Source organism: Photorhabdus noenieputensis, assembly GCF_018448935.1.
GTDB classification, from domain to species: Bacteria; Pseudomonadota; Gammaproteobacteria; order Enterobacterales; family Enterobacteriaceae; genus Photorhabdus; species Photorhabdus noenieputensis.
In genome coordinates, this window is record NZ_RCWC01000037.1 from 24,148 (window position 1) to 49,595 (window position 25,448).

A 25,448-nucleotide genomic window follows, 5' to 3' on the forward strand; every position below is an offset into this window, starting at 1 on the left:
TCATAGGTCTATACTTATGTCAGCAGATATCGCCACAATTCAGGCCCCTATCCCGCCACTGTCTCCCGCTGATTTTTCTAGTGAGGAGCTTCACTACCCCGTGTTGAAACAGCACCTCGAAGAATTTCAACTTTGGCTGGAACATGCATTTAAAGCAGGGATTTCCGCAGAAGCCTTGATTTCTGCACGCAGTGATTACATAGACCAGTTATTACAACAATTATGGTATACCTATGGATTTGATAAAATTTCATCACTTTCATTGATTGCCGTCGGCGGATATGGCCGGCGGGAACTGCATCCACTATCTGATATTGACGTGTTGATACTCAGTGAACAACCGCTCACACCACCTCAAGCTCAGAATGTTGGACAATTTATCACTTTATTATGGGATATCCGACTGGAAGTCGGCCACAGTGTTCGCACACTTGAAGAATGCTTACTGGAAGGGCTGTCAGACCTAACTATTGCGACGAATTTAATCGAATCACGGTTAATTTGTGGCGATCTATCCATTTTTCTTCGGTTACAGCAATATACCTTCAGTGATGGTTTTTGGCCTTCCACTGACTTCTTTGATGCCAAAATTGTCGAACAACATGAGCGCCATCAGCGCTATCACAGTACAAGTTATAATCTGGAACCTGATATCAAAAGTAGCCCAGGAGGGTTGCGAGACATTCATACCCTACTGTGGGTTGCCCGTCGCCATTTTGGTGCAACCTCCATAGATGAAATGGTTGACTTTGGTTTCCTAACAGCGGAAGAGCGTAATGAATTAAATGAATGCCAAAGTTTCCTTTGGCGTATCCGTTTTGCTCTTCATCTAATAGTCAATCGTTATGATAACCGTCTGTTATTTGATCGCCAGTTCAGTATTGCTCAATTATTAGGTTATCAAGGAGAGCGTAATCAACCGGTAGAACGAATGATGAAAGATTTCTACCGGATGACACGCCGCGTTAGCGAACTCAACAATATGCTACTGCAACTGTTTGATGAAGCTATTTTGGCACTAGAAACCAATGAAAAATCCCGCCCACTGGATAGTGAATTCCAGCTACGGGGGCAACTTATTGATCTCATCGATGAAACTCTGTTTATCAAAGAACCCGCAGCTATTATGCGGATGTTTTATCGCATGGCAGAACATGAGGAAGTTCAAGGCATTTATTCTACTACGTTACGTCACCTCCGTTATGCACGCCGCAACCTGTCTCAGCCACTGTGCGAATTACCCGAAGCTCGCCAAATCTTTATGGATATCCTACGTCACCCTAGAGCGGTTGAAAGCGCATTTGTGCCTATGCATCGTCACAGTGTTCTTGGCGCTTATACACCGCTTTGGGGAAATATTGTCGGTCAAATGCAGTTTGATCTGTTTCACGCTTATACCGTTGACGAACATACCATCCGCGTACTGAGAAAACTGGAAAGTTTTGCCGATGAGAATAACCGCCCAGCCCATCCACTCTGTGTTGAGCTATATCCTCGTCTGCCTCAACCTGAGCTTCTACGTCTTGCCGCACTATTTCATGATATCGCCAAAGGGCGTACTGGCGACCATTCAGAACTTGGCGCTGACGATGCGCTAGCATTTTCACTGCAACATGGGCTTAATTCACGAGAAGCTGATTTGGTCGCCTGGCTGGTCCGTCATCATCTGTTAATGTCAGTCACAGCTCAACGGCGAGATATTCAGGACCCGGAAATCATCAAGCAATTTACCCATCAAATCCTCAATGAAACCCGGTTACGCTATCTGATCTGCCTGACAGTCGCTGATATCTGCGCAACCAATATCAACCTATGGAATAGTTGGAAGCAGAGCTTGTTACGGGAACTCTATTTCTCTACAGAGAACCAATTACGCCAGGGAAACACGCCAGATTTTCGGGATCGCATCCGTCACAACCGTTTTCAGGCGCTTGCTCTGTTGCGCCAAGATAATATTAACGAACAGAAACTTCATCAGCTCTGGAGTCGTTGTCATGCAGATTATTTCGTTCGCCATACACCAAAACAACTTGCCTGGCACGCCCGTCATCTAGTGCAACATGATTCTCAAGAGTCGCTGATACTGATAAGCACCAAGCCAACCCGCGGCGGTACAGAAATTTTTATCTGGAGCTTAGATCGTCCTTCCCTGTTTGCAGCGGTTGTCGGCGAACTGGATAGACGTAACCTGAGCGTTCATAATGCTCAAATATTTACCAATCGTGATGGTATGACAATGGACACTTTCGTGGTACTGGAACCCAATGGTCATCCTTTAGCATTAGATCGTCACGAAATAATACGTAATGCACTTTTACAAGCCGTTCTGGAGCCTCATACCAAAACACCAAAAATACGAAAATTACCAACCAAACTGCGCCACTTCAACGTACCAACAAAAGTGACCTTCTTACCTACCCATAACGAACGACGAACCTATATGGAACTATTTGCCCTGGATCAACCGGGGCTACTGGCAAGAGTCGGTAATATTTTCGCTGAAATGGGGGTTTCACTACATGGCGCACATATCACCACGATTGGTGAGCGTGTCGAAGATTTTTTTGTTCTGGCGGATAAAGATCACAAAGCTTTAAATAAAAAAGTCAGAGAAGAATTATCAGAAAGGTTGACAGCAACCCTAAATCCAAAGGATAAAATATAACTCAATATATACCCTATGGATTTCAAGATGCATCGCGGCGGCAAGGGAGCTAATCCCCGGGAGCATAGAGAACTATGTGACCGGGGTGAGTGAGTGTAGCCAACAAAGAGGCAACTTGAAAGATGACGGGTATAAGCCCATGATTCGGACGATAACCAAGGAACCGATGCAATGCAGCAATTACAATCCATTATCGAAAGTGCATTTGAAAACCGCGCAACACTTACTCCAGCAACAGTCAACCATGAAACACGTGATGCTGTTACTCAAGTCATCAACCTGCTGGATAGTGGAAAACTACGCGTTGCAGAGAAAATTGACGGTCAGTGGGTCACTCATCAATGGCTAAAAATGGCTGTACTGCTCTCTTTCCGTATTAATGAAAATCAGATCATCGATGGCACAGAAAGCCGTTATTTCGATAAAGTTCCGATGAAATTCTCTGACTATGATCAGGCTAGATTTGAAAAAGAGGGCTTTCGCGTAGTGCCTCCTGCGGCGGCGCGTCAAGGGGCCTTTATTGCCCGTAACTGCGTACTGATGCCTTCCTATGTCAACATCGGCGCTTATGTTGATGAAGGGACAATGGTAGATACCTGGACAACTGTCGGCTCCTGTGCCCAAATTGGTAAAAACGTCCATTTATCCGGTGGTGTCGGCATCGGCGGCGTATTGGAACCATTACAAGCTAATCCAACCATCATTGAAGACAACTGCTTTATTGGCGCTCGTTCTGAAATTGTAGAAGGTGTGATTGTCGAAGAGGGTTCAGTGATTTCAATGGGCGTCTATATCGGACAAAGCACCAAAATCTATGATCGTGAAACAGGCGAAATCCATTATGGTCGCGTCCCTGCGGGTTCCGTTGTTGTCTCTGGCAACCTCCCATCAAAAGATGGTAGTTACAGCCTGTATTGTGCTGTCATTGTCAAAAAAGTGGATGCCAAAACACGAGGAAAAGTGGGCATTAATGAACTACTTAGATCGATAGATTAAACTTTAAAATAGCGGATAATAAATAAATCCGCTATTTTTTTGCTTTTTATCATCATTACCGACCTCAGTCAGTGTTATTAATATAGGGAGTTTGAATGCGGACAACGCGCACAACCCGAAACGTACACAGAGTACGTAAGGCACTTGGCGACAATCCGAATTCAAAATGACACATAAAATAACCTACTGGGAAAAATACCCTTAAGGTGGTGCTATGTACGATAACTTAAAGAGTCTGGGGATCACATATCCCGAAGAAATTGACCGCTATAGTCTGCGTCAGGAAGCTAACAACGATATTCTGAAAATCTATTTCCGCAAGGATAAAGGTGAATTCTTTGCTAAAAGCGTGAAATTCAAATATCCACGTCAACGCAAGACGGTAACTGCAAACAATACAGAGCAAGGATACAAAGAGATCAACGAAATTAACACTAACCTGCGTTATGTGATTGAAGAGTTAGATCAAATTTGCAAACGTGACCAAGCAGAAGTCGATTTGAAACACAAAATTCTCGATGATTTGCGTCATCTTGAACACGTTGTTGCCAACAAGATTGCCGAGATTGAAGCCGATCTGGAAAAACTAACCCGTAAATAAAACGGTTCGATTAGTTACACCGCTTATATCTTATTTGGTATAAGCGGTGTATTGAGATTATTCAATTAATTCTCCCCATTGCCTGATCCAAGACTGAGCAAAAACTTCCGGTTCAGCTTCTTCCACCGCATCCACCATCAAAACCTCACCGATTCTTATTGCCCCTTGCTCTTGTAGCAACTCATCAAAAGCGCGGCCACCACCACAAAAATTCTCGTAACTGCTATCACCCAAGGCGATCACACCATAGCGTAATTCTGGTTGATACCCCAGTTCATCTCGCAAGGCATAGTAAAGAGGCCGGATATTATCGGGCAAATCTCCTTGTCCGGTAGTTGAAGTGATAACTAAAACCATTTGATCAAGATAGGATTGCCACTGTTCCAGCTCTCCTTCTTCAAAGACTTCTACATCATGACCTTGTTGTTCAAGGATCTGCTGTGCTTCTTCTGCAACAGCAAGCGCGTTACCATAAACAGTACCAACAAAAATACCTATCTTTGCCATAATTTATTATCTCTTTTTAAAGGAATTATTTAGTTATCCTCGCTGGCAACAGCAGAAAACTCAACCCTTCCCAAATCAGGGATAATTACCTTTACCAGCTAAGCCGTCGTATCAAATCAAATATTGCCACTATTAAGTTCACTCTGTCATGTAAACAGTATCCTATACCCTATGGATTTCAAGATGCATCGCGACGGCAAGGAAGTGAATCCCCGGGAGCATAGATAACTATGTGACCGGGGTGAGCGAGTGCAGCCAACAAAGAGGCAACTTGAAATATAATGGGTATATCAGCACTAATGACTAATCATATATCTGTTAAGCCAATTACGAATAGATGTAGCGATCAATAACTGTGGTTATTCTACATAAAACGGTAACAGGTAATCATCAAAAACATTGTTTTCTGTGACAACCAAGATCAAGTCACAGAAGTGAAGTCATCCTAAATCAAGCTATTTAGCCAATAATAATTCAGTGTTAAAATCATTTTTTTAAACAACTTTAGTTTATGACATTGATATTAATATGAAAAATGACCATATATTTTATTTCAAGATCAACAATAGTATTATCAGATTAATAGAACGGCACAAATAAGCGCTAAATACAGGAAAACCATCACTATGTTTAACAATAGAGCTGTTGTGCTAAGTATACTATTAAGTGCCGCAAATATTACCGGCTCATCTGGCCTGATGATTTGGGTAGATACCGTGCTTAAAGATGGAGGCATGATTTTAAACGCTTATATTCCTGTTTTTTCCTATTTATTGGGGTTATCTCTGGGATGTATGACTGTATCCTTTTTTATTCGAAAAATGAATATTACTTTTTTTGAAAAAAATATTTTTTGCTTCTTCTTATTACTAGCAACCATAAACTGCATTCTCTTTGCAAAAGAAACAACACTTATTCCAGTTTGGCTGGATGCTCCACATAGAATATTATGGGGAGTAATAAGTGGATTTATTGTTATAATGGGAAGAAACATTCTTATAACCGCAGGCAATGAAAAGAAAACGAATAGTGATTTTTCTATTTTAAGCCTGGCGTTATTAAGCCTGCCATTTTTAATCCCCGTTATTTTTTCTCTTTTAAGTTTAAATTCCCGTACATCAGCAGATTTTTTCGCTGCTTTTATTTATTCTATTGCTTCAATTATCTATTTCACTGGCTTTAAAAGCCATAATTTAAAAAAACAAAAACAGGATATTAAAGACTCTGTTAAAACAACCAATAAATTAGTTATTTTATTTGCCTTTTCCAGTTTAGTTATCATCAATGTTTGCTTTTTTCTATCCTTAATGATTATGCCAGCAATGCGAACAAAATATTTTGAACATATTGACATGATTAAAATGTATATCATATTACTGATTATATGGTTTCCCTGTGCAATTGGCATCATGAAAATCATTAAATCTGTACTTTTAACCAAAAGAATCATGATAGGTAATATCATGCAATTATTTTCCCTCGGATTCTATTTATTTGGCATTATGATAAATTCTGGCATACTCTATTTACTATTCACAATTATGGTATTTTTAGCTAATACTATTATGCAACCTGTTTTTTTCTCTTATTTGGGATTATATTCAAAAAACTCTCTTTATACTTTGGGTATGCAATCAGGTATTTATGTATTTATTACTATGGTCATTCTTTTTTATACTATTTACTCAGGTGTTGGCGTTGAAGAAATCATTGCTGGATTTACAATATTATTAGTTTCTTCAATAGTTATATCGATAATTTTTCTCTTTACTATTAACTCTAAAAAACAATAAAACCAGCGTAATTATTATATTAAAACACTTATGGATCAATGAAGAGACATAATAATAATGGGTATTTCACCAGAATACAAATCAGCCGCACTGACCAATAATACAGCCGTATTTCCTCTTTTAAATAGAAGAAACATTCATAATCTTCAACGAAGCTTTTGCATCATTTTAGACTACAATCAATCAGTGCCTTCAATTATATCATCTAAAAAATTTAAATATTTATATGCTTATAGAAAATATTTATTTTATATCAAATGATGAAGATGGTATAGATATCATACAATTGAAAGATATTCTATTACAAATGGTCAGTTTGGTGCTCATAAAGGATAAAAAGCACCCTAAAGTGCTTTTTATACAACCATTAATGACAAACAGTAAAGATACAATAACAATACCCTATACTAGCTTGCTAATACCTTTTTATTTCTAAAATAAGTAGTTAGTAAAGCAAAGAAAGTAAAAAGCATCAGTAATATCCAACTTAAGTTATAACTACCTGTAATATCTCTTAATATCCCTATTAATGGCGCAATAACAATCACAGATACTTGATTAGCAGTCATAGCTAAACCTAAAGCAAATCCCATCCTATCCTTTGGGGCTGTGTCTGCTATATAAGCTACCCAAGGGCCATACCAACCTACTCCAAAGAAACCAAGTAAGATCATTAATGGGAATAAAAAATAATAACTATCAGTTTTAATAAAAAATAAAATCGTGATTCCAATTAAAGAGAAAAATAAGCAACATAATACTTGAAAATATCTATTTGTTTTTGTTCTATCACTCCAAGCAGCTAAGGCTATTCTTCCTAAAACCCCAGAAACAAGAGCTGAGAATAATAAAGTTGCACCTATAGATGGAGAAATTTTTAGTTCTTCATAAAAATAAGAAATTAGATAAATAACCACACTATATTGAATGGCTGTCAAACAAGCCCCAGACAACATAATATTAAACATCGCAGGCTCTTTAACCATTAACATTTTATTTCTGATAGTCGATATAATATTAATGCGCCCTATTTTCTTTGCTCCAGGATCTTTATCTTTATAAAATATAAAAAAAAGTGTAGCCCCAAAAATAGCAATGCATCCACTAGCAAAGAAAGCGAAATGCCAATTAAAACGTATTGCCAAAAATGGTAGGATTAAACTTGCTAAAGCCCCTCCTAGAGGTAATCCTGCTTGTCTAATCCCCATAGCAAAACCTAACTGGCTTTTTGGAAACCAATTAGAAACAGACTTGGCCCCACCTGGTTGCGCAGAACTATACCCAATCCCAAGAATAAATAAGAGTATGAGAATCGCATAATAGTTATCAAAAAATAGGGTAAAACATAGAGTCATTCCAACTAAGAAAACACCTATACTTACCACGTACTTTTCATTAAACCTATCAAGTAATTCTCCAGCTACTAGTAAACCAACTAATGGTGCAAGTTGAGCAGACGATACTAGTAACCCAATTTGGAATGCAGATAACGACATCTGTTGTTGCAATAGTGGAGCGATAGAACCTATCCCTTGAACAAAAAAACACGCACATGCCTGAGTTATCGTAGCTATAAATAACACTGTCCATTTATAATTTTCAATATTTTGATTTATCACGAATTAACTATCCTAGAAGATCTTTATAAAAAACCACTATATGAATATGGAAAAGTAAAGTTATCGGCTTTACTTTGTTCTGTTAAGAATAAAAATTTCTGAATTCCCTTTTGAGAGTTACTTTGGTTAATCGCTTGATAAAGGGAGTTAACGGCATCATAGGCAGGATCCACCCACTCATTAACATTTTTAAAAATATACTTTAATTCATCTTTAATATTAGGAAAGTGAGTGCACCCTAAAATCACTACATCTACATTATCAATCTCTTCTTTTGTCATTGATTTTAGTATTAAACTTTCTATTTCATTGGTTTTTAATAGTATTCCTCTTGATTTCATCTCTGAAAAGTTAACTAGCTCTGTTAAACCTAACTTTTTAAAGATGAACTTATCATAAATTAACTTTTCACATATATTATTAACATATTCACTGTTAATTGTATTAGGTGTAGCAATCAGAAGAACATTTTTTTTTGAAGAGATCTGAAAGGCTTCTAAAATAGGAGGGAGCACTTTAATACAAGGCAATTTTAGTTTTTCTATAAAATTGTTACTCAATAAAGTTGATGCTGTATTACAGGCAATAATTAAACCAATTGGCTTAAATACTTGTACTGCTTGCTCTAACAAATCTTCTATTCTTTCTAGTAGTAAAGTTCTATCCTTATTTCCATAAGGATAGAACTTATTATCAGCAATATAAACGACGTCAGTACCTAAAAAAAAATTCTCTACATATTTAGATACTGATAAACCACCAACTCCCGAATCAAAAATCAATATTCTAGGGGTATCGGTGTTTATTTTTTCTACAGAATCACCATTAGAATTGTAAAATTCTATATTTTTTTTTTCTAAAATAATCGTATCTTCAACTAACATAAAAACCTCTTACGCAATGATAGCTCGACTTTGAACAGATCCTCGCATTCCTCGAGATTTCTTTAAATCAGTTGTAAATACAACTCTTGCTAACCAACGTGCTTTTTCTCCAAAGAAAGGTTCATATGCATCCCTGGCGTGTACACATCTAAAGTTATCAACAAATATACAATCTGAAGTATTTAAAACAATTGACTCCTTATTTTTATTAAAAAAATCAATTACCTTATTGACTGCTTTTATTTCATCTAACGAATTGTTATCTAGGTTCAAAGCAGCAGCATTAATTCTTACATAAGGCTCTTCTTTTGCACCAAATAATATTGCTTGACCTTCTTCATCAACAATATTTGAAGTTGAATGAATTGGATTATGAGAAATATAAAACCTGTCCTGAAAAAGAAGTTCTTTTTCCTTGTCAGTAAGTTCAATACCGTCAATACAAGAAATTGTTGTTGGTGCTCTTTCTTCATTTCGCATACAGACAAGTCCCAAGAATTCAGCTCTTGCTGGGTGAAAGGCATCTTCTACATGAAACCCAAAATCTTTATTTGAACCACTGCTTGAATTAGGGACATTTTGTAATTCTTCGAAAGGGATAATATTATTGTATATACTACCATTTCGTTGGGAGGTAAATCCCATACCTTCTCCCAATAAAGATCCATATAGACCTAATAATATTTTTGCATCATTAATTTTATATCCATCTTCTAATTCTATTAATTTTCTCGGAGTTGGTTGAACACCATTAAGTAAAACAGGGTTATCTTTAACATGAATAGCAGCATATTTCTCATGCCGCTTAAAATGATAAAACTCTTCTCTAATACTACGAGGCAACTCTTGTGCGAAAATTGGGGCTCTTTCTAGAAAGTCATATTGATTATCTAATTTCTCATCAAAAACAATATGATCTATTAAACCTTTAATCACTTTACTTTCATTTTGATCAGGTTTAATTTCCTTAATATATGTCATCTTCCTACTCTAATATAGTTAATTTAATAAAAACCAATTTGGTTCAGGGAATTTATATTTTTTTAGTTTAAAACAAAATTTACTTTACATTTATTTACATTTTTATTATTTCCAAAATTTTATTTTATTCATAAATTTCAAAAAGTTAAATTATCGTTGTAGAAAAAACATCTTTTTTAAAATCGAACGAAATATTTACGGAAATAATATTTAAATCCATTTTTTCAAAAAATCATGCATTTTTTATTTAAATACTAACGTAATATTACACTAGGAAACTTTTAATCTAAACAAGGTAGAAACTGAGTGTTTGTTTATTACTCATCGTATTAAAACCAACTATCAGTACCTTATCCATATAGGCGCTATTCATGTTGGCCTGTTTTCGTTTGCCGCGAATACTGGCTTTTTTGTTGTTTCCGCACGAAACATATTCAAAGTCAGATCATATACAAGCCAGAATTTCAGCAGTATCACCAGACTGGTTCTTAAATTTACGCCTAACTCAACGCAATAATACTTTGAGCAGATCGTTTCTCTTGTAGCTTTACTAAGCCTCGGCTGACAAGGTATATCCAAGGAAGTCGAAACGGGTGTGTTCATACCCGTCCTTTTGTTTCCCGTCTTTGCACTTTGCAATAGGTAATTCTGGTTTTGTCAGGGTGAAACATTCCATCTACTACGCCAGCAACATACCTATTTACGGGTACAAAACAAGACTAGGTTACTACCGTAGAAAGCTTGCTTTGCTTGTAGTACTGGCGGGGTGGAGAGAGTCAACGACGGCTTTCGCTAATTACTATCATACTCCAAATCGGGGATAATACCTTGCCAGCCAAATTGTTGTATTAAATGCTGCCATGACGCATCCCATTTTGCCGTAAGCGATAATTTCTCCCCCGTAACAGGGTGATCCAACTCAAGACAACTGGCATGAAGCATCAACCGGTTGGTTTGATAATGAGCGGCAACCCCTCTGTTTTGCCGTAAATCGCCATGCGTTGTATCACCAATAATGGGGTGACGAATATGTGCCATATGGCGTCTTAATTGATGTTTTCGGCCTGTTTTCGGTGTCAACTCCAACAAACTAAAACGTGATGTAGGATAACGACCTATTTCTACCGGACACTCCACCGTTGCCAGTGGCCGGTAATAAGTCACACTGGGTTGAGCTTCTTTATCGCCATCTGCAAATTTATCTGCGATCTTATCCAGTTCCTCAACCAGAGCGTAATCAATAATAGCTGGTTCCAGCACATAACCACGCACGACAGCGTGATAAGTTTTTTGTAACTGATGATGTTCAAACTGTTGGGAGAGCTGGCGGGCAACATCGCTGGAAAGCGCCATCAGCAATACACCTGACGTTGGTCTATCCAGACGGTGTACCGGGAAAACATGCTGACCAATCTGATCACGCAATGTCTGCATGACAAAGACAGTTTCGTGACGCGCCAACCAGCTACGATGAACTAACCACCCCGCTGGCTTATTAACTGCCACAATATAATCATCCTGATATAACACTTCCAACATATCAAACGTTATCCTGCATAAATAAGCGATCCAACGCACGAAGATGTTCAAGCAGTTGCTGATAACGTCCGGTAGTATCTTCTTTATAAGATTCCTCAAAGTAAGGCGCGATAGCAAATGCCGTAGGCAACGCTAATCCCTGCTCCAACAATGCATACATTCTCGGAATTAATATCCACTGTAACCACTCTTCAGCTAACATTGTATCAATGGAAAATGGCTCAACACTTTCGAAAGCTTCTGGTTTAGGCGGATGGCTCTGCCACAGGCCAATTTCCCTCATGGCTTCTTCAATTAACTGTAATTTATGCAGAATTTGTTTTGTGGCACTCATATTTTCAGCCTGACTCAGTTTTTACTCAAAACAACCAAGTTCGCAAGAATACCATCGATACCCCTTAAGCTGAAAATTTACTTGCCCCACCAAATAAGAGAAGGGAGCGAACAAGCGCTCCCCTTAAGTTGATTTTATAGCAGTCCCGCTAATAATAAGATGCTCCCTGCTCACTCCTTGACAAACTTGTCCTTAGTTTGGCTATCCCTACCCATCATTTTATTTATATTGCATACGATCCTGTTATGCATTGGTGTCATCCTGACCATCATCACTTATCTGTCCTTGAGAAATTGTGCGCAATGATTCCTTTCCTGCTGAGGACAGCATGAATTAATTCGTTCGATGAAACAAGCTACACATAATGAAACCAGTAAGTGAAGATAGTGAATAAAATCTGTGACTATTTATAGCCTATTGAAATAAAATGGAAATAATAAACTAATGTGAAGCTCACAAAAGTAAACAATGATATCTCTTACATGAAGTGTAAGAGATATCTCACAAATACAACGTTAAAAATCCAACCCTAGCGAATAAAGACGGGTTCAACTGCGCCAAGAAACCCAATTAAGTCGGTAAATAACCGCGTTCGTTTATGACTACCAAATTGTTCCAAAATCACTTCACCGCTCAAATTACACAGAGAAATGATCCCCATATCATCTGACTCCATCGTCGCAATAAATGCCGTTGGCGACAGTTTCAGCCGCTTCTGCGTCACCAAATGTCCTATCAGGTTTTCCTGTAAACGGATAAAGTCATCTTCACTCCAGACCTGAATCAAACTAAAACGTTGTCCTTCAAACGTTACCGTCATATCACCGGCCAATTGTGATGTATAAAAATCATGAATTGCCGGTTGTAATTGAATATCCAGTGCAACTTCGACGCTATTCAGCTTATCCTCTAAAGGAAAAGGCTGTGGAAGCCAATAAACCATGTTGTCACCAGTCTGGGTAATACAAGGTGATGGTACGCCATAAAGTTCACGGCTGGCAGGGGGGGCTCCGGTTTCCTTTTGCCACAAATCAACATAACAACGGGTAAAATTAGACAACGCTTCTGTAACATTAGAAATCATATTATTTTCAACCGGTAACTGTTAGGGTGTACTTAGCAATTTTATAGTAAACCAAAGATAGTGAACTGAGCGAACAAATAAAATTCAGACAAACGCGCTAACTTGCTAAACTTAAGCCATCACTAATATCAGATTTTGAGGAATAACATGTCGTTATATCGGGATCACCAAGCTCTTGAGCAGCTTACTCTGGGTAAAACCACTTTATATCGTGATCAATATGATGCCAGCTTATTACAAGCTGTACCCCGCAATATGAACCGTGAGCCGCTAGAAATTTTCCCTGATAATTTGCCATTTCATGGTGCCGATATCTGGACGCTATATGAACTATCATGGCTAAATAGCCGTGGTTTGCCACAAGTTGCTGTCGGGCATGTTAGTTTAAATGCAGCAAGCAAAAACCTGATTGAATCTAAAAGTTTTAAGCTCTATCTGAACAGTTTTAACCAAACTCGTTTTGAAAACTGGCAAGCCGTTGCAGAAACACTACAGCGCGATCTGGCTGCTTGTGCTGAAGGCGAGGTGGAAGTGACTCTTCATCATTTAGATCATTTCAATAACCAGCCAATCTCCGCTTTTACAGGTGAATGTATTGACGATCAGGACATTGAAGTGACTGAATATGATTTCAAGCGTCATTATCTGCAAGATGCAGCACAAGGCCCGTTGGTGGAGGAAGTTTTGGTTAGCCATCTGCTGAAATCTAATTGCCTGATTACCCATCAACCTGACTGGGGATCTGTCCAGATTCACTACCAAGGGGCAAAAATCAATCGGGAAGCATTGTTACGCTACCTAATATCATTCCGGCATCACAATGAGTTTCACGAGCAATGCGTCGAGCGTATCTTCAACGATTTACAACAGTTATGTGCACCAGAAAAGCTCTCAGTCTACGCTCGTTATACCCGTCGTGGGGGATTAGATATCAACCCGTGGCGTACAAATAATGCAAGCTTTATTCCAGCTATAGGCAGACTGGCACGTCAATAAATCTGTTTTTCTAAACGCAATTTTTGAAAAATAAGCTGAAATAGGGTATGTAATACATTCAGTTTAGTGCTATTGATATGTAATCCATACACGGTATACAAGGAGTCATTCTTGATCACACATATCAACCCACTCGGCTCAATGGATTTATTATCTCAACTTGAAGTAGATATGCTAAAGAGTACCGCAAAAAGTGATCTGTATCGCCTGTTCCGTAACTGCTCACTGGCCGTACTCAATTCAGGTAGCCAAACCGATAATAGCAAAGAGCTGCTCTCTAAATACACCGATTTTGAGATTAACGTACTGCGCCGTGAGCGTGGAGTAAAACTGGAACTGATAGATCCACCAGAAGACGCATTCGTTGATGGAAAAATTATTCATTCACTACAAGCTAACCTGTTCGCAGTGCTGCGGGATATTTTGTTTGTCCATACACAGATTACCGATCCGGGACAACAGGATTATTCCGATTCAGAGAATAGCGCACATATCACCAACAGAATATTCTCTATTCTGCGCCATGCCAGAGCGCTGCATACCGATGACGATCTCAACATGATCGTCTGTTGGGGAGGCCACTCAATTAGTAAGCAAGAGTATCAATATGGCCGTAAAGTCGGTAATCAGCTTGGGTTACGTGGACTAAATATCTGTACCGGCTGTGGCCCCGGAGCAATGGAAGCACCGATGAAAGGTGCTGCTGTCGGCCATGCCCAACAAAATTACAAAAATAGCCGTTTTATTGGTATCACCGAGCCATCAATCATTGCGGCTGAACCCCCAAATCCATTAGTGAATGAACTGATTATCATGCCAGACATAGAAAAACGTCTGGAAGCTTTTGTTCGTATTGCTCATGGTATCGTTATTTTCCCTGGTGGTGTCGGTACAGCGGAAGAATTACTTTATTTGCTAGGTATTCTGATGAATCCAGAAAATCAGGAGCAAGTACTGCCATTGATTCTTACCGGACCGAAGGAGAGTGAGGACTATTTCCAGGTTCTGGACGAATTTATTGTTCATACATTGGGCGAAGAGATGCGACGCTACTATCACATCATCATTGATGATGCGCCTGAAGTTGCCAGAATAATGAAAGAAGCGATGCCATTAGTGAGAGATAGTCGCCACAGTACCGGTGATGCATATAGCTTTAATTGGTCAATGAAGATCAATTATGATTTGCAACAGCCGTTTGAACCATCCCATGAAAACATGGCTGATCTTAATCTCTATCCTGATCAACCATCTGAAAAACTGGCCGCGTCACTGCGCCGGGCTTTTTCCGGGATTGTTGCCGGTAATGTCAAAGAGGTGGGTATTCAAGCGATTGAAAAACAAGGTCCATTCAAAATCCACGGGGATGCTAAAATAATGCGCCATATGGATAAACTACTGAAAGACTTTGTGGAACAGCATCGAATGAAACTACCGGGAGGCACCGCCTACGAGCCTTGCTACGAAATTATCAAATAAAATTACCTGAAAAAATATCTGCGCTCCACGGATGGAGCATTATGCTATTTAAAGTGATCCCATATGATACACCTTCTTATTGTTGATGCCCTTAACCTTATCCGACGCATTCATGCTGTGCAGGGCAGCCCATGCATTCCTGCTTGTGAACATGCACTAAGGCAGCTTATCCAACACACTCATCCCACACATGCGGTTGCAGTATTTGATGAAGAGAATCGCAGTCACAGTTGGCGTCACCAGATATTACCTGACTACAAAGCTGGTCGTTCGCCCATGCCTGATAATCTGCAACAAGAAATGCCACAAATCAGAACATCATTTGAACAACAAGGAGTCACCTGCTGGCACGCAAAAGGGCATGAAGCTGACGATCTTGCAGCGACACTGGCGGTAAAAGTGACCTCTGCTGGTCACAACGTGACGATTGTTTCTACTGATAAAGGATATTGTCAGTTACTTTCACCCAATATCCGTATCCGTGACTACTTTCAAAAACGCTGGCTGGATATGCCATTTGTTCAACAAGAGTTTGGCGTTTTACCAGAACAACTGCCTGATTATTGGGGGCTGGCGGGGATAAGTAGCAGTAAAATTCCGGGTATTCAGGGGATCGGGCCGAAAACCGCCGCCACTTTACTGCAACAAGCCGGTACACTGGATAATCTGTTCCAGAACCTCGACCAACAACCCGATAAATGGCGCAATAAGCTAGAATCCAATAGAGAAATGGCGTTTATCAGCCGGGAAGTTGCGTCATTACGTACCGATCTGGCTTTAAATGGTAATCTGCAACAACTCCGGCTGACAACAGCAACCTAACGAAAATACTTCGCTATCTTATCCAGGTGTTCGCCTTTTAATTCTCCGGCCTCACTAAGGAGGCCGATCCAAGATTTAATATAATTATATTTTGCTTGTGAGAGATCACGTCGAGCAGTATATAACTGCTGTTCAGCGTTCAAGACATCCACATTAACCCTCTGCCCAAGCGCAACACTTTTACTGGTCGCGTCTACCTGCAAGCTAGCTGATTCAACCGCCATTTCATAAGCACTAATCCGTTTTTCACTATTCAAGTACTGATTATAATTGCGGCGTAATGCATTGAGAATTTCTCCAGCCTGAGCATCAAGATCATATTTAGTCCTGCCATAGTTGGCCGCCGCCTGACGTACAGAGGCAGACGTAGCACCACCATTATAGATATTCATGCTCATCCGCAGGCCAATAGTATCGGTTCGATATTTTTGATCTATGGTATTGTCGCTGCTGGATTCATTTTCAGAATGGGAGGCGTAAAACTCCAGTCTAGGTAAATAGCCCGCCCGATTACGTTGCACTTCATGGTACGCGGCTTGCACTTCCTGACGAGAAGCAGCCAAAACCGGATTGTTAGCCAATGCCAATTTTTCCCACTCCTCATAACGCTCAGGCGATAACCTCAAGATATGGAAACGCTTTTTATCTGATAGCCGTTGTACAGGCAGATCAACAGGGAGGGGAGCGCCCACAATTAGCTGTAAACTTCGGATTGCCGCATCCAAATCGTCTTTGGCTGCTATCTCATCGGCAATCGCCTGACTATAGCGGGATTGCGTTTCCACCACATCAGTACGTGTCCCTTCGCCAGAAATAAACAATTTCTTATTCAGTTCCAGTTGCTTTTCATAAGCCATTTTCTGCCGTATGACTAAATCAATCTGATCCTGCGCATAAGCCACATCCACGTAAGCATTCACGACTCGAACAGCCAGTTGCTGAAAATTTGCTCTAAAACGCTCATTGCTCATCAAAGTGTGAGCCTGGCTGGCTTTATAGCGAGCCCATATTTCAAAATCGATCAATGGCTGAGTCAACACAACAGCCGCGTTATAACTGTTATATTGACGATCCCGGCTGCTAGTCGTCTTCCTGCCCCAGAGGTCATACCCAACAGACTCCATATGTTGCCAATTCCGCGGTGAATTCTGATAAGACATTATGACTTTAGGTAACAGTTCTGCCCTGCCGAGCTTTTCATACTCTTCACCGCCTTCCCGCTCTTTCACAGCAGCGAGAAAAGTGGGATCATTTTCTAACGCCAGCGCATAGGCTTCAGTCAAACTCAATGACCATGCAGGAAAAGAAAACAAACTGACGCTGAAAAGAATCAGCAAACCCATTGAGAAAGAAGCATTATTCAGTTTCATAATCACTCCTCTATCAACGATGTTGAAGCCCGATCCCACAGTGGCTTAAACAGATAGCTCAACAGAGAGCGGGAACCCGTTTTGACAAAGACTTCAACCGGCATTCCTGGCCTGATATCCAACCCTTTCAGTTTTTCCATTCCCTCAGGAGAGACAACCACCCTCATCTGATAATAAGGTTGACTGGTTACAGGATCGACCAACCTATCCGCGGAAATCACGGCAACTTTTCCTTCAACTTTTGGTGTCCGATTCTGGTTAAAAGCGGTGAACATCAGATCCACATTCAACCCTTTACTAATCTTATCCGCTAAATTAACCGCAACACGAGTTTCCACTTCAAGCGCCATCTGGCCCGGCAGAATTTCCATTAGTTTTTCGCCGGGAGCAACAACCCCACCTTGGGTAAAAATATTTAATCCCACGACAGTGCCGTCAACCGGTGCCACAATTGAAGTATGAGTCAGTTCAAACTGTGCTGTATCTAGCTTATTTCTATATTCACTGGCAGAGACCTGCACCTCTGCTAATTGTGTACGCACTTCCCGCTGATAGTCTGCTTTACGCTGAACAATACGCTGCTGTGTTTCCTGTAACTGTTTTTCAAGCTGACCAGCTCGTCCTTCCATTTCCGCTATGCCGCTGTTGAGTTCAGCCTGTTCACGCAGAAGCTCCAGATAGCGATTACGCGGAAAATAGCCCTCATCCGCTAAAGATTTCAGATTAGTTATCTGCTCTTTAAGCGCCGCCTGCTGCATGCGCTTACTGAGAAGAGAAGATTTCAGCCCTTTAATCTGGAAATTTATTCCTTCGACAGACTGCTCAAGCCCTGCCAAGTCGCTTCTCAGTACTTCACGGCGTGATACAAAAAGTTGTTTTTGCAGTTCGATAATCTCATTCACCCGCGGTTCAGATTGTAATTGCTGTAATATGTCGGGGAAAATTAGCGCTTCATCACCATGCTGCTCGGCTAATAAACGAGCTTCCGTTGCCAGCGTGGTATACAGTTGATCTTGAAGTGCATCGACCTGTGCCTTTGCCTGCACCTGACTGAGCTGGACGAGTGTCTGACCTGCTTTTATTGTTTCTCCTTCAACAACCTTAATCTGACTGATAATACCGCTTGCCGGGGCCTGAACTGTTTTACGATTACCATCTACAACCACCACACCGGAAGACGCAACCCCTTTATCCAACGGTGCTAACGCGGCCCAAATGAGAAACCCCAAGATCCCCACACCAATCACTAACCATCCTAGTCGTAAAAAATGCCTTTCTTCCAAAGGCAATAATCCTTTTTCATCTCTTACCGGCGTAATCTGATCAGACATATCCACTCCCGGACAGAAAGCTCCGTCTCAGCTATTTGATATTATTATAATTAAATGCACATTTACCTATTGTTACTATGATGCCTGCGCGACTGCTTTGGTCGCAGAATGTCCCTGACTATTATTTCTTTGTGATAAAGCGGCCATCACCTGCTGAGATGGACCGAACATTTTCATTTTCCCCTGAACCAGTAACAATATTTTGTTTGTCTGTGATAGCAATGAGGTACGGTGAGTGATCACAATCACTGTCTTTCCTTGTGCCTTTAGTTGAGAAATCGCCTCATTCAATGCTCTTTCTCCTGCCTCATCCAAGCTGGAATTAGGTTCATCCAACACCACCAATGACGGATCATCATATAAAGCACGAGCAAGGCCAATTCGCTGTTTCTGCCCGCCAGATAATCCAACCCCCCCGGCACCAATTACGGTGTCATAACCCTTATCAAGGGCCAATATCAGCTCATGAACACCCGCTTTCCTTGCCGCTTGCACCACCTTTTCTGACTCCACTTCATTAAAACGAGCAATATTCTCAGCAATGGTGCCGCCAAATAGTTCAATATCTTGCGGTAAATAGCCGATTGAAGAGCCCAACTCATCTTTGTTCCACTGATAAATATCTGCATTATCCAGACGAACAACGCCTTCTTGTGCAGGCCATATCCCCACCAACAACCGGGCAAGAGTCGATTTGCCAGACGCACTGGGGCCAATTAACCCCATTACATCACCGGCATCCAACGAAAAGCTAATATCCTCTAACACAACCTTGCTGTTTCTTCCCGGAGGTGCCGCGGAAACTTTATCCACGGACAAATTTCCTTTTGGCGCGGGCAATGACATGCCCGGTTTACGTTCCGGTTGTTGTTCCAACAAATTGGTTAAACGTTGCCATGACAAACGAGCACCACTCCAGCCTTTCCAGGCTTGGATCAGTTGTTCAATCGGTGAAAGTGCACGTCCCATCAAAATTGAAGCCGCAATCATCATGCCCGGCGTAATATGTCCACCAATCGCTAACCAGCCCCCTAATCCAAGGATCAGTGACTGCAAGGCCAAACGCACTGTTTTAGTGACTGAATTAATCACGGAAGCCCGCTCACTCGCAATGCGCTGGAAATCTAGAAAACGCTCATGTAACCCAAACCATCTCCGGCGTAACACCGGTAACATACCTAATGCCTCTATGACTTCGGCATTACGTAAATTGGTGCTGGCAAGACTCGCTGAACGTAGAGAGAGTTTACTGGCTTCGGATAACGGATGACTTGATAACCACTGATTCAGCACAGCCAAGGCAATCAATACCAGCGCGCCTCCCAGTGATAACAGACCAAGCCAAGGGTTAAAAAGAAAAATGACCAGCAGATAGATTGGAAACCAAGGGGCGTCAAAAAAGGCAAACAAGGCGTTACCCGTCAGAAACTGGCGGATATTTGCCAAGTCATTGAGCATTTGACCGGCATCAGTGGTGCCATTTTTCAGATTTGATTCATAAGATGCGGTATAAACCCGGTTATTCAGCTTCATATCAAGCTGACTACCAATGCGGATGACAATCATGCTACGGATATATTCCAGCATTCCCATCATGGCAAACATGCCGAGGGTAATCAGAGTTAACATCAGCAAAGTGATTTCATTGCCCGACGGCAATACTCTGTCATAAACCTGCAACATATAAACAGACGGAACTAGCATCAGCAGGTTAATAAAGGCAGTGAACAACCCGATAGCCCAAAATACTCGGCTACGAGCACGAATGACATCAGTAATTTCATCCTTCGGGAGCAGTAATTTCACATTATTTCCTTATTTTTATTTTTTAAAAATATAACTATCTGATGTTAATTCTTCCCTTTTTATTCATTTTTCTTATTAGTCTTGTTGGGCTTCATCATTAATTCCCGACCATCAGCAAAGCGGGCAAACCAGCCGTCTGGCTCATTAGCAAAGAAAGCCAAACTACTACCCTGTTCATCAGTAATTGTGAGACCGTCAGGAGTCGGCCGCCAACCGGCAGGCACTTCGCCAAACATATACGCCAAACAATCGTTATCACCATTAAGTGACCAAATTGATCCCTCAGGTAAGGGTTGGTCAGTCAATGACACATCACATTGTTGATGTTTATCCGACAGTTGCCACACGCCTTTCAATTCACTGGCGTGTGGGAGAGCAAGACTACTTGCCATACTTCCTCCGATAATGCTGAATGCAAGAGCAACAAAGAATACAAATTTCAGATACCAAGCCGCAAAAACCATGCCGCCTCCAAACAAATAACCGCATCCAAAATCAGATGCGGTTGTGTTGTTATGTTATGAAAGAATGAAATCAGACTCTAAGATTGGCTCTCCGACAATCTTCACCCAAAAATCATCGTAGGAAAATTCACCGCCCAAATTAATGGCGAAATCATTCACCTTATCAACAGTGTTATAACGAAGCACCGCTTCTCCGACTTCACCCGTGAATTCCCTTACAAATTTAACGCCCCCCTTCCCGGCTTCACCCAGATCGAACAGTGACACATCGATCTTGTCTTTACCGGAAACAAAGTCATGGATCCAATCACGCTCAAGAGGAGGTGATTCCTTGGCGCTCAGGTAGACAAATGTATCGTTGCCCTCCCCGCCCCAAAGATTATCCGCTCCCAAGCCGCCGTAAATGATGTCATCACCAGCCCCGCCCTTCAGAGTATTGGCAGCATCATTGCCGATCAAAACATCATTACCACTGCCGCCAATCGCATTTTCAATCGTGACGCCACGAGCAATAGAGACGTTCCCTTTCAGCCCACCGACATCAGAGAAAGAGGCTTCATTCAGATTGATGCGTTGATCTTGAGTAAAACCAGAGAAATCAAACGTATCATTGCCACCGGTATCCCAAGCAGTGAACAACAGTTTGCTGTTCTCATCTTTTGCGGTATAGAAGTCACGATCTGTGTTGGAATTAAAGCCATACACTGTGTCATCAGCACGAATGGTATTGTTCGCGCCATATACCTCCTGAATGGCGGAAATATCGTTAAGTAATGGTGCAGAAGAATAAATACCTTTAAAGTCCTGACCGGTATTTTTCTCACTGAAATAACTCATGACGGTATAAGCACGGCTATCTTCAAAATAAGTAGCGCTGTTCTTATAAGTTGGGCTTACCTTATCAGACGCATTATAATCAGCCGGATGTTGTAACCCCAGAGTATGACCAATTTCATGAGTAAACGTTTGACGGCCATAACCATTCACGTCAATATCATTGTTTGAGAAAGTACGGCTTTTGGCGTTATACCAAGTCCCTAACTGTGTTTTCTCTGGCCTTGGCAGATAAGCAAACGCATAACTCCCCGTCAAACTAACATCAAAGAACCCAAAGGTGATATTTGCCTCTTTGGCATCAGTGGTTTCGACAAAATTGATATTAGCAACATCAGCCCAAGATTGTATTGACAATTTTGCAGCAGCTTTTTGTTCTTCATTAAATGCTGAAAATTCAGAAATATGCCACGGCATATCATCCGGCTTACTTTCCAGGAAAGTATACTTCAATTGGAAAGCTTTAGATTTATCGTCGTCCTGATGCCCCCAACGATAATCACCCCGGATTAATTCTTTAGCAGCATCTTTACTGGGCTCATGCTCAACGACAATATTAGAATCCTTACCTGGTATATAAGCCTGTAACCATTTAAGCAACTCATTTGCTTTTGCTGAACCGCTAACGTCTTTGTCTTCCGAGTATGAAATTTTCTTCTTTAAAGACATATATTTCTCCATAAATTCAGGACTTAGATATAAAAATCTTTTTATTTTATTAAATACAAGTCAATAAAACCTGAAAACAACAGACCGCCCCTGGTCATCCAAATTAACAGCTAAAATCCCTTTCACATAAACGTAACATTAAAGTTAATTATGTAAAAAGCAATTAACATATTTTTTTAATATAAACGTGATAAAAATAACATAAAACAAATAAGCGATTGTTTTATATAACATAACTATTTAAGGCGAAAAAAATACCGCTAATTTCATGGCGGTATTTTCTTACGAATTAATTATCTATTTATTTAACTATCTATGAAGTAAACTTTAAAAAATTTATAGCATTATTACTGATAATTTTAATCAGCAATTATCCCAAGCCGTTATATAAATAGACAAAATCAGAATAATCTACCACCTTCGACTGAAATATTGAACGATATGACGTATATAGAAAGACTCTAAACCAGTAAACACCTATATATTATCAAACAAATTAATATAAAATTAATAAAAGCTTAATTAAATCAGTAAAAAACATATATCACAGAGTGGTTAATATTTAATTTAATTATAAATCATCCAAGCCCAATACAATTAAATAACACTTGTATTTTTTGAACACAAAATAACAAAATATAAATAAGAAATTTAATTTTGATATAATTCAGTATTATTTAAATTTAATATCATAATTAAATCTCATACTTTAAATATTAATTAAACCCATTAAAAACACGATCTATTTCATTATTTCCCATTTTATAATCTTAATTTATTAAGTTATTTCACATTAATTTTACGTTTAATTAAACGATTATAATAATATATTCATTTCGCTATTTACCTTAAGTCAAGTAAAAAAATCAACAATTTTGAGACACAAATCATACAATAATTCATTGTCACATTAAATAATAATCACCTCATAACAGAGCATTATGTGATACTTTCTTAACTGAAAAAATGAATTAAATCCTTCTAATACACTCATTTTACTCCACACAGTAATGAGAGACAAAATGCAATAATGTTATTCAATATTGAAAAAAACGCCTCAGAATATAACTGAGGCACTTTAGGAAATCTTATGTTATCGGTTTATTCCAGAATGGTGATGAACAATCGTGAATTAGTAATCATTTCGGCTAGCTGCATAAGCAGACCAAATACGACGGACATGAACCGTTATTTCTTCCCTGTCATGATAAAGGTGTTTTGCCTGAATTTGTGCATTTACCCCCCCCTCTTTTAATTGCAAGTTCATTTTCTGCAAATTATGAGCAACTTCTTCATAACGCTTTTTCATCGGTAATTTGAGATTAAAAATGGCTTCCCGGCACCAGCCATTAACCAACCAATCTGCCATTAACTGCGTCACTTTTGCTGGTTTTTCCACCATATCGCATACTAACCAATAAATGTTTTTTGTCGAAGGCTCAAACTTAAAACCATCAACTTTGTGATGCTTAACTTGCCCCGTATCCATCAAACTTTCCGACATCGGGCCATTATCTACCGCATGAACCATCATACTCCGTTTCACCAGTTGATAAGTCCAACCACCTGGGCAAGCGCCTAGATCAACCGCATATAAACCGCTAGCTAATCGTTCTTCCCATTCATCATATGGGATAAACACATGAAACGCTTCTTCCAGTTTCAATGTTGAACGACTTGGCGCATCCGAAGGAAATTTCAACCGAGGAATACCCATATAAAATGGCGAGTTATTGTTACTGTAAGAATAACCAACATAACAACAACCCGGAGCAATAAAGAAAACGTGTATTACCGGGCGGTTAACGTTTTCCCGAATCAGCAAGATCTTCTCCTGCCGCATAGCATTACGCAACGGAACAGTAAATTTTCGGCAGAATTTTAATAACTCTTTACTTTCATTCGTATCAGGTACCTCAACCCGTAACTCACCTGCACGCTCAATGACGCCATGCAGCATACCTATAATCGGGCTTATCCGATCTTCAGAGGGCAAATCTCGCAATAATTCACCCACGACCAACATCTGACGAGCAAAAATCAGCTCACGAAATGGGATCTCACGGATTAGCCGATCGGCATCTTCATGTTGATAACACTCAAACAGGACATAGCCACTGTTATCTTTCACCCGGGCAAAACCGTAAATCTCTTTTTGACCCGCTTTATCAGTGATTTCTGCTGCACACTCTTTTTCAAAACCAGGGCGGCAATATAAAGCAATTTTATTCATGGCGAAGCGCCGATTTCCTTAGACGCAAAGCGCCAATTAATACTAAAAACCAGCCGATAAGAAAGCTGAACCCTCCAACTGGCGTAATATAAGTGAAAAATTTAACCTGCAATAAAGCCATACAATAGAGACTGCCACTAAACAACAAAATACCTACTGCAAAAAAGACGCCACTCCAGTAAAACCAGAGCACAACTTTACGCATTAGCATGGCAGATATCGCCATCATTGCCAGAGTGTGAATACCCTGATATTGCAGACCGAGATCAATCCAACTTATCTGATATTTTTCCATTATCGGGGATAATAAATGTGACCCTACAGCACCAAACGCCACGTAGAAAAAACCACTAAAGCCAGCAAAGATAAGCATTAAGCGACTATTCACTGTTATCTTCCTTTTTCTTCTATCTGAGAGCTTTTACAGCTCGAATGCCTTAT

General features: G+C 40.1%; 21 protein-coding genes. 7 read left to right on the plus strand and 14 right to left on the minus strand.

Going from position 1 to position 25,448, the window contains the following annotated elements:
* Positions 1-16 precede the first annotated feature (16 nt).
* From glnD to EAE91_RS19705, 3 genes are all read left to right on the plus strand, one after another.
* The gene (gene glnD / locus EAE91_RS19695; protein WP_214089971.1) at positions 17-2,665 is read left to right on the plus strand and encodes a bifunctional uridylyltransferase/uridylyl-removing protein GlnD; all 2,649 of its coding nucleotides are present in this window, start codon (positions 17-19) and stop codon (positions 2,663-2,665) included.
* Positions 2,666-2,836: 171 nt separating this feature from the next.
* Positions 2,837-3,661 carry a 2,3,4,5-tetrahydropyridine-2,6-dicarboxylate N-succinyltransferase gene (gene dapD / locus EAE91_RS19700; RefSeq protein ID WP_214089972.1) on the plus strand — a complete coding sequence of 275 codons (825 nt, stop codon included), beginning with the start codon at positions 2,837-2,839 and terminating at the stop codon, positions 3,659-3,661.
* 214 nt (positions 3,662-3,875) lie between these two features.
* Positions 3,876-4,262 carry a DUF3461 family protein gene (locus tag EAE91_RS19705; RefSeq protein WP_036781518.1) on the plus strand — a complete coding sequence of 129 codons (387 nt, stop codon included), beginning with the start codon at positions 3,876-3,878 and terminating at the stop codon, positions 4,260-4,262.
* A 57-nt stretch (positions 4,263-4,319) separates the two neighbouring features.
* Here the strand turns inward: EAE91_RS19705 and EAE91_RS19710 are convergent, their stop codons facing one another.
* On the minus strand, positions 4,320-4,769 hold the full coding sequence (locus tag EAE91_RS19710; RefSeq protein ID WP_214089973.1) for a flavodoxin: 450 nt from the start codon (positions 4,767-4,769) through the stop codon (positions 4,320-4,322).
* A gap of 626 nt (positions 4,770-5,395) precedes the next feature.
* Here EAE91_RS19710 and EAE91_RS19715 point away from each other — a divergent pair.
* Complete coding sequence (locus EAE91_RS19715) at positions 5,396-6,562, plus strand: hypothetical protein (protein ID WP_214089974.1); 1,167 nt, start codon at positions 5,396-5,398, stop codon at positions 6,560-6,562.
* Between the two features lie 407 nt (positions 6,563-6,969).
* Here EAE91_RS19715 and EAE91_RS19720 read toward each other — a convergent pair whose 3' ends face one another.
* From EAE91_RS19720 to syd, 6 genes are all read right to left on the minus strand, one after another.
* On the minus strand, positions 6,970-8,181 hold the full coding sequence (locus EAE91_RS19720; protein ID WP_214089975.1) for an MFS transporter: 1,212 nt from the start codon (positions 8,179-8,181) through the stop codon (positions 6,970-6,972).
* Positions 8,182-8,204: 23 nt separating this feature from the next.
* Positions 8,205-9,065, minus strand: coding sequence for a glutamate racemase (gene murI / locus EAE91_RS19725; protein WP_036781528.1), 861 nt, complete (start codon positions 9,063-9,065; stop codon positions 8,205-8,207).
* Between the two features lie 9 nt (positions 9,066-9,074).
* Complete coding sequence (locus EAE91_RS19730) at positions 9,075-10,046, minus strand: Fe(II)-2OG oxygenase family protein (protein WP_051560829.1); 972 nt, start codon at positions 10,044-10,046, stop codon at positions 9,075-9,077.
* Positions 10,047-10,838: 792 nt separating this feature from the next.
* The gene (gene truC, locus EAE91_RS19735; RefSeq protein WP_214089976.1) at positions 10,839-11,585 is read right to left on the minus strand and encodes a tRNA pseudouridine(65) synthase TruC; all 747 of its coding nucleotides are present in this window, start codon (positions 11,583-11,585) and stop codon (positions 10,839-10,841) included.
* A 1-nt stretch (position 11,586) separates the two neighbouring features.
* Entirely contained in the window at positions 11,587-11,919 is a 333-nt protein-coding gene (locus EAE91_RS19740) for a YqcC family protein (RefSeq protein WP_214089977.1), read from the minus strand.
* Positions 11,920-12,448: 529 nt separating this feature from the next.
* On the minus strand, positions 12,449-13,003 hold the full coding sequence (gene syd / locus EAE91_RS19745) for a SecY-interacting protein (protein ID WP_214089978.1): 555 nt from the start codon (positions 13,001-13,003) through the stop codon (positions 12,449-12,451).
* Positions 13,004-13,150: 147 nt separating this feature from the next.
* Here syd and queF point away from each other — a divergent pair, with 147 nt between their 5' ends.
* The 3 genes from queF to xni all read left to right on the plus strand — a co-directional run bounded on the left by queF (position 13,151) and on the right by xni (position 16,300).
* On the plus strand, positions 13,151-13,999 hold the full coding sequence (queF, locus tag EAE91_RS19750; RefSeq protein WP_214089979.1) for an NADPH-dependent 7-cyano-7-deazaguanine reductase QueF: 849 nt from the start codon (positions 13,151-13,153) through the stop codon (positions 13,997-13,999).
* A 111-nt stretch (positions 14,000-14,110) separates the two neighbouring features.
* The gene (gene ppnN / locus EAE91_RS19755; RefSeq protein ID WP_214089980.1) at positions 14,111-15,478 is read left to right on the plus strand and encodes a nucleotide 5'-monophosphate nucleosidase PpnN; all 1,368 of its coding nucleotides are present in this window, start codon (positions 14,111-14,113) and stop codon (positions 15,476-15,478) included.
* Between the two features lie 63 nt (positions 15,479-15,541).
* A complete protein-coding gene (xni, locus tag EAE91_RS19760; protein ID WP_214089981.1) occupies positions 15,542-16,300 on the plus strand; it encodes a flap endonuclease Xni in 759 nt (252 codons plus the stop codon).
* Here the strand turns inward: xni and EAE91_RS19765 are convergent.
* The 7 genes from EAE91_RS19765 to EAE91_RS19795 form a co-directional block, all read right to left on the minus strand.
* Entirely contained in the window at positions 16,297-17,670 is a 1,374-nt protein-coding gene (locus tag EAE91_RS19765; RefSeq protein WP_214089982.1) for a TolC family outer membrane protein, read from the minus strand. The two genes, xni and EAE91_RS19765, sit on opposite strands and share 4 nt — an antisense overlap.
* Positions 17,671-17,672: 2 nt before the next feature.
* On the minus strand, positions 17,673-19,001 hold the full coding sequence (locus EAE91_RS19770; RefSeq protein WP_214089983.1) for an HlyD family type I secretion periplasmic adaptor subunit: 1,329 nt from the start codon (positions 18,999-19,001) through the stop codon (positions 17,673-17,675).
* Positions 19,002-19,076: 75 nt separating this feature from the next.
* Positions 19,077-20,807 (minus strand): type I secretion system permease/ATPase, encoded by a 1,731-nt coding sequence (locus EAE91_RS19775; RefSeq protein ID WP_214089984.1) that lies wholly within the window; start codon positions 20,805-20,807, stop codon positions 19,077-19,079.
* A 59-nt stretch (positions 20,808-20,866) separates the two neighbouring features.
* Positions 20,867-21,271 carry a protease inhibitor Inh/omp19 family protein gene (locus tag EAE91_RS19780; protein ID WP_214089985.1) on the minus strand — a complete coding sequence of 135 codons (405 nt, stop codon included), beginning with the start codon at positions 21,269-21,271 and terminating at the stop codon, positions 20,867-20,869.
* Between the two features lie 54 nt (positions 21,272-21,325).
* Positions 21,326-22,786, minus strand: coding sequence for a serralysin (prtA, locus tag EAE91_RS19785; protein ID WP_280520294.1), 1,461 nt, complete (start codon positions 22,784-22,786; stop codon positions 21,326-21,328).
* A gap of 1,120 nt (positions 22,787-23,906) precedes the next feature.
* Positions 23,907-25,007 carry a 23S rRNA (cytidine(2498)-2'-O)-methyltransferase RlmM gene (gene rlmM, locus EAE91_RS19790; protein ID WP_214089987.1) on the minus strand — a complete coding sequence of 367 codons (1,101 nt, stop codon included), beginning with the start codon at positions 25,005-25,007 and terminating at the stop codon, positions 23,907-23,909.
* Positions 25,000-25,395 carry a DUF423 domain-containing protein gene (locus EAE91_RS19795; RefSeq protein ID WP_214089988.1) on the minus strand — a complete coding sequence of 132 codons (396 nt, stop codon included), beginning with the start codon at positions 25,393-25,395 and terminating at the stop codon, positions 25,000-25,002. The genes rlmM and EAE91_RS19795 overlap by 8 nt, the downstream gene beginning before the upstream one ends.
* Positions 25,396-25,448 lie beyond the last annotated feature (53 nt).

Coding starts and splice junctions, on each gene's coding strand:
- glnD (WP_214089971.1), top strand. CDS start 17: ATGTCAGCAGATATCGCCACAATTCAGGCCCCTATCCCGCCACTGTCT.
- dapD (WP_214089972.1), top strand. CDS start 2,837: ATGCAGCAATTACAATCCATTATCGAAAGTGCATTTGAAAACCGCGCA.
- EAE91_RS19705 (WP_036781518.1), top strand. CDS start 3,876: ATGTACGATAACTTAAAGAGTCTGGGGATCACATATCCCGAAGAAATT.
- EAE91_RS19710 (WP_214089973.1), bottom strand. CDS start 4,769: ATGGCAAAGATAGGTATTTTTGTTGGTACTGTTTATGGTAACGCGCTT.
- EAE91_RS19715 (WP_214089974.1), top strand. CDS start 5,396: ATGTTTAACAATAGAGCTGTTGTGCTAAGTATACTATTAAGTGCCGCA.
- murI (WP_036781528.1), bottom strand. CDS start 9,065: ATGTTAGTTGAAGATACGATTATTTTAGAAAAAAAAAATATAGAATTT.
- EAE91_RS19730 (WP_051560829.1), bottom strand. CDS start 10,046: ATGACATATATTAAGGAAATTAAACCTGATCAAAATGAAAGTAAAGTG.
- truC (WP_214089976.1), bottom strand. CDS start 11,585: ATGTTGGAAGTGTTATATCAGGATGATTATATTGTGGCAGTTAATAAG.
- EAE91_RS19740 (WP_214089977.1), bottom strand. CDS start 11,919: ATGAGTGCCACAAAACAAATTCTGCATAAATTACAGTTAATTGAAGAA.
- syd (WP_214089978.1), bottom strand. CDS start 13,003: ATGATTTCTAATGTTACAGAAGCGTTGTCTAATTTTACCCGTTGTTAT.
- queF (WP_214089979.1), top strand. CDS start 13,151: ATGTCGTTATATCGGGATCACCAAGCTCTTGAGCAGCTTACTCTGGGT.
- xni (WP_214089981.1), top strand. CDS start 15,542: ATGATACACCTTCTTATTGTTGATGCCCTTAACCTTATCCGACGCATT.
- EAE91_RS19765 (WP_214089982.1), bottom strand. CDS start 17,670: ATGAAACTGAATAATGCTTCTTTCTCAATGGGTTTGCTGATTCTTTTC.
- EAE91_RS19770 (WP_214089983.1), bottom strand. CDS start 19,001: ATGTCTGATCAGATTACGCCGGTAAGAGATGAAAAAGGATTATTGCCT.
- EAE91_RS19780 (WP_214089985.1), bottom strand. CDS start 21,271: ATGGTTTTTGCGGCTTGGTATCTGAAATTTGTATTCTTTGTTGCTCTT.
- prtA (WP_280520294.1), bottom strand. CDS start 22,786: ATGGAGAAATATATGTCTTTAAAGAAGAAAATTTCATACTCGGAAGAC.
- rlmM (WP_214089987.1), bottom strand. CDS start 25,007: ATGAATAAAATTGCTTTATATTGCCGCCCTGGTTTTGAAAAAGAGTGT.